Raw genomic sequence first — 12053 nt, forward strand, 5'->3', positions numbered from 1 at the left:
GCCCACCCCCAGTTCCAGAATCCCGCAGCACCAGCCGGGAACCGATCCCATTCGGCGACCGGCACGTCGCGAACTACCGGGCAGAGGTTGTCTGATGCGGTACTAGCCGGTCAGCGCTGGCGTCAGTCCAGCAGCTTGCGGAGCAGGACGACCAGCCGCGCGCGTTCGGCGGTCGCCAGACGCCCGGTGATCGGCACCAGCTTGGCGTCGACCTGCGCGGTCACGACGGCGGCCAGGCGGCGGCCCTCGTCGGTGAGGCTGAGGCGGGTGGCGCGGGCGTCGTCGGCGCTCGCGGTGCGGTGGACCAGGCCGCGGCGGACCGCGCGGTCGACCAGGCCGCTGACCGAGGAGCGCTCCAGGCCGAGGAAGGCGGCCAGGTCGGCGATGCGGGGCTCGCGGTCGCGCAGGATGGCCAGCATGCGGAGCTGGGTCAGGGACAGGTCGTGGGCGGCGGCGGATTCGGCGAGCAGGGCGGTCACCGTGAATGCGGTTTCGGCGAGTGCGTCGGTGATGTCGCTGGTGGTCGCGGTGGGCGCCGGGTCACTCGGTTCGGCCGGTTCGGGGGCCAGCGCGTCATCCGTGACCTCAACCGACTTGACCAGACTGACCGGCTCGACCGGCTCGACCGGTTCGGAATCGCGGGCAGGGCGTCGGCTCATGCCAGCAGTCTAGAGAATAGGTCGTGTTGCCATCTAATTTAGGTTGCAATACCATCTATCTCGAAAGCCCTTCAGCCCCTGAACAGCCCCGGGAGACCCGCATGCACGCGGCAGTCGTCACCTCCTTCGACCACACTCCGACCTTCAGCGAGTTCCCCGCCCCGGTCCCCGAGGGCCCTGACGAGCTCCTGGTGGACGTCCTCGCCGCCGGGTTGCACCCGCGCGTGCGCTCCCAGGCGAACGGCTCGCACTACACCAGCACCGACCGGCTGCCGCTGGTCCCCGGCGTCGACGGCGTGGGCCGGGACGCGGAGGGGACCTTGCGCTACTTCATCCTGTTCGACAGCCCCTACGGCGCGATGGCCGAGCAGACGCTCATCGACCCGCGCCGCAGCGTCGTGCTGCCGGCCGACGCCGATCCGGTGCCGTTGGCCGCCGCCATGAACCCGGCCATGTCCAGCTGGGTCGCGCTGCGTCGGCGCACCACGTTCGCCCCCGGCCAGTCGGTGCTCGTCCTGGGCGCGACCGGCAGCGCCGGGCGGATGGCGGTGCAGGTCGCCAAGCACCTCGGGGCCGCCCGGGTGGTGGCCGCGGGCCGGGATCCGCGGGCGCTGGCCGAGCTGCCCGCGATCGGTGCCGACACCGTGGTCAGCATCGCCGGTCCCGCCGCCGAGGCCGCCGACCGGCTGGCCGCCGTGGCTGCCGACACCGACGTCGTCCTGGACTACGTGTGGGGCCAGCCGACCGCGGCGGCCATGGCCGCGATCGTGACCGGCCGCGCCGACCGGGCCAAGGCCCTGACCTGGATCCAGATCGGCTCGGTGGCCGGCCGCGAGGCCCCGATCCCGTCCGCGGCGCTGCGCGCGTCCCGGCTGCAGATCATCGGCAGCGGCCAGGGCTCGGTCCCGACCGCCGACATCGCCGCCGAACTGCCCGCGCTGGCCGAGCGGATCGCGGCCGGGGACTTCGCCGTCAACGCGCGCGCCGTCCCGCTGTCCGAGGTCGAGAAGTCCTGGGACGACACCGGCGACGGACAGCGCATCGTCTTCGTCCCCTGATTTGAATCTCAGGAGAAGCTCGGCGCCGGTTCGGCGCCCCGTCGCCGCGCGCGGTGCGGATCGATCGCGGTCGTCGCCGTCACGGACACCCCGAGCAGCGCCACCCCGCCGACCGCGACCAGCGTCAGGAGCGTCGCGTTCGGCGTGAAGTGCATGTGCGTCCGGGTGGCGGCGACGATGTGCTGTTCCTGCGCGAGGACCAGCGCCACCGGGGTCCCCACGCCCACGGTCACGGCGAAGATTGCCAGGGCCCAGAGATAGTGGCCGACCAGAAGCGAGCGCCGCGTCAGGGGCAGCACCGCATACAGCGTCTCCAGATCCGCGCGGTCGGAGACCATGAACGGGAAGCCGGCGGTCGTCGACGCGCACAGCAGGATCAGCCCCGGCACGACCACTTCCGGCCGGTTGAACATGATCGCCACGACCAGCAGCGGGGTGAGGACGATCTGTCGGCGGTAGGGCGCGACGCTGCGCAGATCCAGCAACGCCACGCGGGCGAAGTCGGTCATGAGTACTCCCTGTCGGGCACCCGGGCGTTCTCCGGCGCCCCGATGTGGACGGCGATCTCCTCCAGGCTCGGCGGATCGATGACGACCCGGTCGCCGAGCAGTGCCGCGTCCTCGGCGGCGACCAGCGCCTGGACGCCGACGCCGGTGCGCCGCAGCCCGATCAGCGGGACGCCGACGACGTCCGCCAGGTCGTCCGGGCCGCCGCGGACGATGCGGTAGCCGTCCAGGATCTCGTCCTTGGTGCCGGTGGCGACGATCCGGCCGGCGTGGATGAGCGTCAGGTAGTCGCCGATGCGCTCCAGGTCGGAGGTGATGTGCGTGGAGAACAGGATGCTGTGGCGCTCGTCGGTGAGGAAGTCGCCGAGAATCGCCGAGAGCTCGTCGCGCGCCACCGGATCCAGAGCCGTGCTTTACTGACGCGCGAGCACCGCTTGTCCGTCGAAGACCAGCAGCCGGGCGCGGTGCGACAGGGCGATCGTGATCATCAGCTTCACGGCCATCCCGCGCGAGAGGTCCTTGACCCGGGCCCGGGCGTCCAGGCCGAACTCGTCGAGCAGGTCGTGGTAGCGCGTGGTGTCCCAGCGATCGTAGAACGGCCCTACCGCCCGCTCCACCTCGCTCAGGCGCCACTCCCCGACGAGGTAGGTGTGGTCGAGCACCACCCCGACGTCCTGCCGCAACGCGACCGGGCTCGGGACGCGTCGGCCCAACACTTCGATCTCGCCGCGCTCGATGCGCTGCATGCCCAGCAGGCAGCGGATGGACGTGGTCTTCCCGGCTCCGTTGGCCCCGACGAAGCCCATGACGTAGCCCTGCGGCAGCGCGAAGCTGAGGTCGCGCAGTTGGAACCGGCCCACCGTGGCGTCCACTCCGCGGAAGGCGAATGCGAACTCTGGATCCACCGACGGTTCCTCCCTTTCTGTGTTGTTCGGCTGATTGCCACTGTTTGGTTCCTACTGTTCGACTGACTCGTGCTGCTCGGCCTGGATCAGCGTGTCCAGCATCTCGACCAGATCGTCACGCCCCAGCCCGGCCGGCCCCGCGGCGTCCAGCGCCGTCTGCAATCCGGCCTCCACCTGCCGCACCCGCTGTTCCCGCACCAGTTCCCGGTCCAGCGGCTGGACGAAGGCACCCTTGCCGGGCACCGTCGCGATGAACCCCTCGGCGGCCAGTTCGGTGTAGGCGCGGGTGGTGGTGATGACGCTGATCCGCAGGTCGCGGGCCAGTGCCCGGACCGACGGCAGGGCGTCGCCCTCCCCGAGGTCGCCGCCGAGGATCGCCGCCCCGATCTGTTCTTTGATCTGTTCGTAGAGCGGCACCTTGGAGCTGTTCGACAGTACGACCCGCATGACACCCTTTCGTCTCGCCGCTACGCACCTTCATCTGTACATGGCCAATATATACAGTCAGCACAGTGGGGGCGCAAGCCTTCGTCCGAGGCGCGCGAGCGGGGATGCCGCCATGAGGACCGGGGACAACAGCATCCCCGCCGCGGTCACCAGGAGGCTGATACGCAAGCCCCACTCTTCGGCGAGGAGACCGCCGAGGAGGGATCCGAGCGGCGTCAATCCCATACCGGCGAACGTGATCGTCGCGGCCACGCGGCCCTGCATCTCGTGCGGGGTGGCGGCTTGGCGGACGGCCATGACCGTGACGTTCACCAGCTGGCCGCCGGTTCCGAACACGAAGCTGACAGCGAGGAGCACCAGGAGCGTCACGATCGTGGAGCCGGAGCCGGAACTGGAACCGGAACCGGGCAGGGCCGCTACCCACAGGAACGAGCTGTCCGCGAGCGCCGCCGCGGATATCAGGACCGCGCCATAGCCGAATCGGCTCGGCAGGCGGCCGGCGAGCATCGAGCCCAGCAGCGCGCCGGGACCTGTTGCGGCGAGGGCGAATCCAATGGCGGTTCCGGAGAGGTGGAGCTCTCGCGGGAGGAAGAGCAGGTAGACGGTCATCATGGCCGCGTAGGAGAACTGGAATGCGGCCGAGGCCAGGCACACGGTTCGCAGGACGGTCTCGCGGGCCACGAATCGCAGGCCCTCCTGGATCCGTCGCCAGACCGGAGCGGGGCGTGCCGATCGCTCTGTCAGCGCCACCGATTCCCGGGTTCGGATCCGCCGAATCGACAGGGCCGACAGTGCGAAGAACAGCGCGGTGCAGGAGGCGGCGGCGGGGGCCGAAAGCAGGGACACCAGCGTGCCGCCCAGAGCGGGACCGGCGATCTGCGCGGCGGATCGGCTGCCTTCCAGCGCGCTGTTGCCCGATACCAACTGCTCACGTGGCACCAGCCGCACCAAAGACGCCTGATACGCGACGTCGAAGCACACTGACAGCGCCCCGACGGCGAAGGCGACCACGAACAACGCGGGCAGGCCGAGCCAACCGAACAGACTGGCTGTCGCCGTGGCGACGAGCGCCAGGGTGCGGGCGATGTCCGTCAGGACCATCACCGTCCGGGTCCGCCACCTGTCCACTCCGGCACCGACGAAGAGTGAGAGCAGCAGGATCGGCGCCTGCTCTATTGCGCGCAGCAGGCCAAGGTGACCGGCGCTGGCATGCAGCGTCAGCACGGCGAACAGCGGCAGAACCACTACGGTCGCCTGTTCGCCGAGTTGGGAGGCCGTCACGCCCACCCACAGCCGGCGGAAGTCAGGTTGATCGGAAACGGTGACGACTGGCACTGAGACACCCCTTGGATTGCCCACGACAAGGCCGCCCACCGGCGCGCGAGAAGGCGCGCTCACGGTTTCGGGCGGGAGGGTTCGCTGTGCCGCGGCATCGAGGGCGGCACGCGATGACAGGCCGGTGACGGCCTACGCTGTCAACGCGTGCTCGGGCGACCGGGCATGTCTCAGCTCCTCGTGGGCTACTGCGGGTCGTGGGTTACCGGTTCAACCGGATCTTAGTGTGCCGCCGCGGATACACGTGGTTCCACGGATTCCCCGAAATCACCCTGTTCATAAGGTTTCTGCAAGGCCGAAACGGCCGCGAAGTCGAAGGAGAACCTCATGAACAGATCGAAACTGATACCCGCCTTGCCGATCGCCGCCATCGTGATCAGCGGCCTGTCAGCGCCGATGGCGTCGGCCTCGGTGTCCTCGTCGGCGTCGGCGTCTGCATCCTCGTCCGTGTCGTCGTCCGTATCTGCGGCGGCGAGGACGGCTGCCAGCACCGACACCCTGGCGCCGGGCCAGCAGCTCCAGGCCGGCCAGTCCCTGACCTCCGCCAACGGCGGCTACGTCCTGACCCAGCAAGGCGACGGCAACCTCGTCCTCGCCGCGGGGACGCAGGCGCTGTGGTCCAGCGGGACCGCCGGGTACCCCGGGGCAGTCACCAGCATGCAGGACGACGGCAACCTCGTCATCTCGGTGGCCGGTCAGGCCGTCTGGGCCTCCGACACCGCCGGCTACCCGGGCGCGGCCCTGTCCGTCTACAACGACGGCAACCTGGTCATCTCCCAGAACGGCACGCTGGTCTGGTCCCGGCACATGCTGGTCGGCCGCCTGCTGCCCGGCCAGTCGCTGCGGGACAACGACCAGGTGGTCTCGCCCAACCGGCTGTACACCTTCTACCAGCAGACCGGCGGCAACCTGGTGCTCCTGAAGGGCACCCAGGTGCTGTGGAGCGCGGGCGTCGGCTACCACTACGGTGCGCAGACCAACATGCAGAGCGACGGCAACCTGGTCACGGCTTGGCTGGGTGAAGCGCTCTGGGCCTCCAACACCGGCGGCAACACCAACGCCTACCTCGCCGTGCAGAACGACGGGAACGTGGTGATCTACCACGGTTCCACGCCCCTGTGGGCGACGAACACGGCCGGAGACTGACGGACACCCGCGCGATCGCGGGGGTGGGGATGACGCCCCGTATCAGTATCCGCTGATCATGGGCTAGCCTGACCCCCACGATCGAGCGGAGGGGGGACCGGGCGTGGACGACACCGCAACGGGCTTGGGGGACGGCCCGCTGGCGCCGGGGTGGACGCCGCCGGAGATCGACACCACCAAGGCGCACCCCGCCCGCATATACGACTGCCTGCTCGGCGGCAAGGACCACTTCGACGTCGACCGGCAGGCGGCCGAGGTGGTTCTCAAGGCCCTGCCGAGCGCGCGCGAGATGGTCCAGGAGAACCGCGCGTTCCTCGGCCGGGCCGTGCGCCACCTGGCCGAGGCCGGTATCACCCAGTTCCTCGACATCGGCACCGGCATCCCCGGGCCCGGGAACACCGGTGACGTCGCGCGCTCGGTCCGGCCGGACGCGCGCGTGGTCTACGTCGACTACGACCCGGTGGTCGCCGTCCACTCCCGCGCACTGCTGGCCGGGGCCGATCCCGCGCTGACCGCGATCGTCGTCGCCGACGTGCGCGAGCCGGCTTCGGTCCTGGACAACCCGGCGGTGCGCGGCGTCCTGGACTTCGACCGGCCGATCGCGGTCCTGATGGTCGCGCTGCTGCACTTCATCAAGCCCGAGGAGGACGCGCCCGGCATCGTCGCGGCCATCGGCGAGGCCCTGCCGCCCGGCAGCGCCGTGGTGATCTCGCACGGCACCGACGGCGGCGACCCCGAGACCTCCGCCGAGGCGCGCAAGGGCTGGGACAACGCGACCTCCCAGTTCACGGTCCGCGACCGCGAAAGCATCACCGCCCTGTTCGACGGCCTGGAACTGGTCCCGCCGGGCGTCGTGAACGTGCCGCTGTGGCGCCCGGACGGCGCGGCGCGCGAGGACTGGGCCGGGATCTGGTTCGATGGCGGGGTTGGATTCAAGCGGTAGATCTGCCGGTTCACGCGGTGGGTCCGCCGGGCTCACGCGGCCGGCCCCTTGAAGGGGTCGGCCTTTTGAAGGAGATGAAGCCCCATGCCATCGACTCCCCCACCGCGACGCAGGCCGACCGCCCTGATCGTCGGCGCCTCGCGCGGCATCGGACACGGTTTGGCGGCGGAATTCCTGGACCAGGGCTGGGATGTCATCGGCACCGTCCGCGACACCTCCGCACGGACGCCTCTGCATGAGCTCGCCGAGCAGGCCGAGGGCCGCGTCACGATCGAGAAGCTCGACATCAACGAGCCCGGCCACCTCGGGCCGCTGCACGAGCGGCTGGCGGACCGCGAGCTCGACCTGCTCCTGATCAGCGCCGGCACCACCAACAGCCAGCAGAAGCCGATCGGCGAGGTGACGGCTCCCGACTTCATCGACGTGATGGTCACCAACGCGCTCAGCCCGATGCGCGTCATCGAGGCGCTCCAGGACCTGGTGACCCCGACCGGCCTGATCGGGGCGCTGTCGTCCGGGCAGGGCAGCATCACGAACAACACGAACGCCGGCCGCGAGGTCTACCGGGGCAGCAAAGCGGCGCTGAACATGTTCATGCGCAGCTTCGCCGTCCGGCAGGCCGACACCCGGCGCGGCTTCATCCTGCTGGCACCGGGCTGGATCCGCACCGATCTGGGCGGGGACGACGCGCCGTTCACCCTTGAGGAGAGCATCCCGCTGCTGGTGGATGTGTTGCTGTCCAAGGTGGGCAGGCCCGGTCTGGAGTATCTGGACCGTTCGGGCAACACAGTGCCTTGGTAAGGCTTAAGGGCCCTGCCACGCCCGGAATCTGAACGCTCACCCACAGCTGTAACGCGCCGCTTTCCCGCGCCTCCCTCACGCGCCGCCGTCGCCGGCCGGGCCCACAGTCCCCGCCCGGCGACGGCGGCGTTCGCCGTACCCCGCGACGGCCGTCTCCCGGGCCTTGGCATTCAGCTGCTTAATATTAACGAATCCTTTGCCTCGTTCGGTATTCCGTTTGTCACCGTGCGTATCTAGCATCACCGGTGCTGCCTTCCCTACGCCCGTACTCACGCGTCAGGAGAGATCCCATGCGCATGTCCCGCAAGACCCTGTCAGTGTCCGCAGCCGTCGGCGCGGTCGCGATCGCGGCCGCCGTCGTCCCGTACGCCACCGCCTCCCCCGCCCCGACGAAGTCCGCGGCCACCGCCGGCACGGTGCCGACCCCCGACCACGTGGTCGTCGTGATGGAGGAGAACCACTCCTACGACGACATCATCGGCAGCTCGGACGCCCCGTACATCAACTCCCTGGCCTCCTCCGGGGCGCTGCTGACCGACTCGTTCGCGGTCACCCACCCGAGCGAGCCGAACTACATGGCGCTGTTCGGCGGCGACACCTTCGGCCTGTCCTCGGACGCCTGTCCGACCAACGAGGGCAACACCGCCAACCTCGGCTCGGAACTGCTCGCGGCCGGCAAGACCTTCACGGGCTACTCCGAAGGCCTGCCGAAGACCGGCTCCACGACCTGCTCGTCGGGCTCGTACGCGCGCAAGCACTCGCCGTGGATCAACTTCAGCAACGTGCCGGCCTCGGACTCGGTGGCGTTCAGCAAGTTCCCGACCGACTACTCCACGCTGCCGACCCTGTCGTTCGTCATCCCGAACCTGGACGACGACATGCACGACGGCACGGTCAGCGAAGGCGACTCCTGGCTGCAGAACAACCTGTCGTCCTACGCGACCTGGGCCCAGTCGCACAACAGCCTGCTGATCGTCACCTGGGACGAGGACGACTACACCGAGAGCAACCAGATCCCGACGATCATCGAGGGCGCCGGCGTGAACCCCGGCCAGTACAGCGAGCAGATCAACCACTACAACCTGCTCGCCACCCTGGAGCAGATGTACGGCCTGGACCCGGTCGGCAACAGCTCGGGCGCCACTGCCATCACCGACATCTGGAGCTGAGCACGCGCCTGACCCCGTAGCGCACGGCGGACGACCCGGGCCTGTCCGGGTCGTCCGCGGCGTGCTGTCAACAGTGCGTAGAGCGTAGAACAGGACCCTGAGAGCAGAACAGGGCCTTGGCACCAGGACGACGAAAGGAACCCCGACCGTCATGCGCCGTGCCTCCTGGCAGGTACGCCTCGCGGTGCTCCCGATCATGGTGATCGTCGCAGCGGCAGTGGGCGTCGCCCAGTCCCGCCCGGCAGGCGCCGGCGGCCCGATCGCCGTCCGCACCGCCGGCTGCGGCACGCCGCCCCCGGCCGCCGACGCGGGCCGCGTCGAGTTCGCGGTCACCGACGACACGACCGTCTTCGCGACCGTCTACCTCGTCGACAGCGCGAACCTGGTGTACGCGGAGATACCCTGGCTCACGCCGGGCCGCACCCTGCCGCTGGCCACGACGCTCGGCGCGGGCCGGTACGCGATCCGATGCGTCCTGTCCACCGGCAAGGTCCACACCACGTCGCAGTTCTCTGTCTCGGGGACGACGTCGAACCCGGTCGCCGGTTACAAGCCGCTGCCCGACCTGGACATGACCGCGCCGGTCAAGGCCTACCGCGCCTGGCTCGGCACCGCGCTGCCGAAGCTGCTCGCGGCCAGCCAGAGGCTGGACGCCGACGTGGCGCGCGGCGATCTGCAGGCCGCGAAGACGGACTGGCTGCCGGCCCACCTCGACTACGAACGTCTCGGGGCCGCGTACAACTCGTTCGGCGACTTCGACGCGTCGATCGACGGGACCCCGGCGGGGTTGCCGGATGGTACGGCGGATAAGAACTGGGCCGGTCTGCACGCCGTCGAATACGCACTCTGGCACGGAGCTGCGGCATCGGATGTACGACCACTGACGCAGGCGCTCGTCACATCGGTCCAGGGCCTGATCGCCGACTTCCCGAGCGAGGAGGTCGATCCCGGCGACCTGCCGCTGCGGGCCCACGAGATCCTGGAGAACACGCTCGAGTTCCAGATCACCGGGGCCTCGGACGAGGGCAGCGGCACGAGCCTGGCCACTGCTTATGCGAACACCGAGGGCACCCAGGAAGTACTCAGCGTGCTGACTCCGCTGATCGACGACCGGGAGCCGGCCTTGCCCGCCAAGCTCGGCGGCGAGATCACCGCCCTGCAAGGCGACCTGCTGGCGACCCGCGACAGCTCCGGCAACTGGACTCCGGCGCCGGCCATCGGCACCGCGCAGCGCCAGCGCATCGACGCCGACCTGGACCAACTGCTCGAAGACCTGTCCACCATCCCCAACCTGCTGGCCCCGAGGACGAACGCATGACCGGCCTGGCGAGACGCTCATTCCTGCGCGGCGCGGCGGTCGGTGCCGCTTCAGCTGCTGCGGTCGGCGGCGCGGCGGGAGTCGCCGCGGCGGCTGTCGCCGACTCCGACTCCGGCTCCGGGCCTTCTGGCCGGCGGATCGGCTTCGAGGGCGCGCATCAGGCCGGCATCGTGACCGATCAGCAGGATGCTGCCACGTTTGTGGCGTTCGCGGTCACGGCTCGGGACAAGGCGGCTCTCACCACGCTGTTCCAGACCCTCACGGATCGTGTCAGGTTCCTGACGTCCGGGGGCCTGCCCGCGGCGACTGACGTGGCCTCCGCACCCACCGACAGCGAGACCCTCGGCCCGCATGTCCCGTCCGACGGCCTGACGGTGACGGTCGGTGTCGGGGCCTCGCTGTTCGACGACCGCTTCGGCCTGGCCGGCCGCAAGCCGGCCCGGCTGACCGCGATGCCGGTCTTCCCGGACGACCATGTCGAGGGCTCCACGGAGCTGCACGGCGACCTGCTGCTCCAGATCTGTGCGGACGCGCGGGACACGGTGATGCACGCGCTGCGCGACATCGCCAAGCACACGCGCGGGGGGATGCAGCCGTCCTGGAAGATCGACGGCTTCCACGCGGCCTCACGCCCGGACGGGACACCCCGCAACCAGCTCGGCTTCAAGGACGGGATCGCCAACCCGGACGTGTCGAAGACGTCGGTGACCGAGGAGCTGATCTGGACCCGGGGCGGCGGCGCCGAACCGGCTTGGACCGAGGGCGGCTCGTACCAGGTGGTCCGGATCATCAGGATGCTGGTGGAGTTCTGGGACCGGGTGTCGCTGCACGAGCAGGAGAACATGATCGGCCGGCGGCGGGACAGCGGGGCGCCGCTGGACGGCTCGGCGGAGCGCGATACGCCTGACTACCCGGCGGATCCACGCGGGCTGGTGATACCCATGGACGCGCACATCCGACTGGCCAACCCTCGCAACTCCGCGACCACCGCACAGCAGATCCTGCGCCGGGGCTACAACTACGAGCGCGGGCTCGATGTGAACGGCAACCTGGACGTCGGGCTGATCTTCTGCTGCTACCAGCAGGACGTGCAGCGGCAGTTCCAGGCGGTGCAGGAGCGGCTGGCAGGCGAGCCGTTGGTCGACTACATCCAGCCGACCGGCGGCGGGTACTTCTTCGCGCTGCCGGGGGTTCGCGATGGCGGGGACTTCTTCGGGTCGGGGTTGTTAGGGCACTGAGATCGCTGAGGCTGAAGAACCAGGCTGAAGAACCACGATCACTGAGGCTGGAGCACGTCACCGTACCGTTCCCAGCGCGGCCACGGCCCGAAGTGGATGGCGTACCACTGCCCGCGCCAGGACAGCAGGGAGAAGATGCCGAACGAGTGCGGCCGGCCGTCGAGCGTGTACCGGACGCGGGAGCCGTAGAGGCGGTAGTAGGAGATCTTGTTCTCCTCGGATCCGGGCAGCATCCACTCCGCGTCGGCGGTGGGCACGTCGATGCCGACCAGCTGGGCCCGCTGTGCGGCGGCGCCCGCGCCGAGCAGGCGGTGCGCGGCGTGCACGTCCAGGTTGAAGTAGCCGAGCAGGCGGTAGTCGTAGTCGCCGGCCGCGTTCGACAAGGCTTTCAGTTGGATGTACGCGGTCTTCGGGAAGAAGAACGGCTGGGCTTCCTGCGGGTTGTCGTCCACGATGCCCTGCCACAGCGCGTGCAGCCGGGTCTGGAACTGCGGATCGGTGCTGCTGGGCATGGCCCGGGTCTGCGGG

General features: G+C 69.8%; 14 protein-coding genes. 7 read left to right on the forward strand and 7 right to left on the reverse strand.

All coding sequences use genetic code 11. The features are described 5' to 3' along the window. Positions 1–122: 122 nt before the first annotated feature. Positions 123–659 carry a MarR family winged helix-turn-helix transcriptional regulator gene (locus KGQ19_RS43350; RefSeq protein WP_212020540.1) on the reverse strand — a complete coding sequence of 179 codons (537 nt, stop codon included), beginning with the start codon at positions 657–659 and terminating at the stop codon, positions 123–125. Between the two features lie 101 nt (positions 660–760). On the opposite strand from KGQ19_RS43350, the gene KGQ19_RS43355 reads away from it, so the two are divergent. Continuing rightward, positions 761–1717, forward strand: a complete 957-nt coding sequence (locus tag KGQ19_RS43355) for a quinone oxidoreductase family protein (RefSeq protein WP_212020542.1) — start codon at positions 761–763, stop codon at positions 1715–1717. An 8-nt stretch (positions 1718–1725) separates the two neighbouring features. Here KGQ19_RS43355 and KGQ19_RS43360 read toward each other — a convergent pair whose 3' ends face one another. From KGQ19_RS43360 to KGQ19_RS43380, 5 genes are read right to left on the reverse strand one after another with little or no spacing between them, the layout of a single operon-like run. Further along, on the reverse strand, positions 1726–2226 hold the full coding sequence (locus KGQ19_RS43360) for a hypothetical protein (protein WP_212020544.1): 501 nt from the start codon (positions 2224–2226) through the stop codon (positions 1726–1728). Next, entirely contained in the window at positions 2223–2618 is a 396-nt protein-coding gene (locus KGQ19_RS43365) for an ATP-binding cassette domain-containing protein (protein ID WP_212020545.1), read from the reverse strand. Before KGQ19_RS43365 ends, KGQ19_RS43360 begins: the two co-directional genes overlap by 4 nt. A gap of 18 nt (positions 2619–2636) precedes the next feature. Then, positions 2637–3128 (reverse strand): ATP-binding cassette domain-containing protein, encoded by a 492-nt coding sequence (locus KGQ19_RS43370; protein ID WP_212020547.1) that lies wholly within the window; start codon positions 3126–3128, stop codon positions 2637–2639. Between the two features lie 51 nt (positions 3129–3179). Then, a complete protein-coding gene (locus tag KGQ19_RS43375) occupies positions 3180–3575 on the reverse strand; it encodes a GntR family transcriptional regulator (protein WP_212020549.1) in 396 nt (131 codons plus the stop codon). A 57-nt stretch (positions 3576–3632) separates the two neighbouring features. Then, positions 3633–4910, reverse strand: coding sequence for an MFS transporter (locus KGQ19_RS43380; protein ID WP_212020551.1), 1278 nt, complete (start codon positions 4908–4910; stop codon positions 3633–3635). Between the two features lie 327 nt (positions 4911–5237). On the opposite strand from KGQ19_RS43380, the gene KGQ19_RS43385 reads away from it, so the two are divergent. The 6 genes from KGQ19_RS43385 (at position 5238) to efeB (ending at position 11525) form a co-directional block, all read left to right on the forward strand. Beyond that, positions 5238–6056 (forward strand): hypothetical protein, encoded by an 819-nt coding sequence (locus tag KGQ19_RS43385; RefSeq protein WP_212020553.1) that lies wholly within the window; start codon positions 5238–5240, stop codon positions 6054–6056. Between the two features lie 103 nt (positions 6057–6159). Continuing rightward, positions 6160–6999 carry an SAM-dependent methyltransferase gene (locus tag KGQ19_RS43390; RefSeq protein ID WP_212020555.1) on the forward strand — a complete coding sequence of 280 codons (840 nt, stop codon included), beginning with the start codon at positions 6160–6162 and terminating at the stop codon, positions 6997–6999. A gap of 84 nt (positions 7000–7083) precedes the next feature. After that, on the forward strand, positions 7084–7800 hold the full coding sequence (locus tag KGQ19_RS43395) for an SDR family oxidoreductase (protein WP_212020557.1): 717 nt from the start codon (positions 7084–7086) through the stop codon (positions 7798–7800). Between the two features lie 290 nt (positions 7801–8090). Beyond that, positions 8091–8969, forward strand: a complete 879-nt coding sequence (locus KGQ19_RS43400) for an alkaline phosphatase family protein (RefSeq protein WP_212020559.1) — start codon at positions 8091–8093, stop codon at positions 8967–8969. Positions 8970–9120: 151 nt separating this feature from the next. Continuing rightward, entirely contained in the window at positions 9121–10287 is a 1167-nt protein-coding gene (locus KGQ19_RS43405; RefSeq protein WP_212020562.1) for an EfeM/EfeO family lipoprotein, read from the forward strand. Continuing rightward, positions 10284–11525: an iron uptake transporter deferrochelatase/peroxidase subunit gene (efeB, locus tag KGQ19_RS43410; protein ID WP_212020566.1), complete on the forward strand. Its 1242-nt coding sequence runs from the start codon at positions 10284–10286 to the stop codon at positions 11523–11525. Before KGQ19_RS43405 ends, efeB begins: the two co-directional genes overlap by 4 nt. A gap of 38 nt (positions 11526–11563) precedes the next feature. Here the strand turns inward: efeB and KGQ19_RS43415 are convergent. Continuing rightward, positions 11564–12053: hypothetical protein (locus tag KGQ19_RS43415; protein WP_212020569.1), on the reverse strand; the 490-nt coding region annotated here is incomplete at its 5' end.

It is taken from the genome of Catenulispora pinistramenti, assembly GCF_018274385.1.
GTDB classification, from domain to species: domain Bacteria; phylum Actinomycetota; class Actinomycetes; order Streptomycetales; family Catenulisporaceae; genus Catenulispora; species Catenulispora pinistramenti.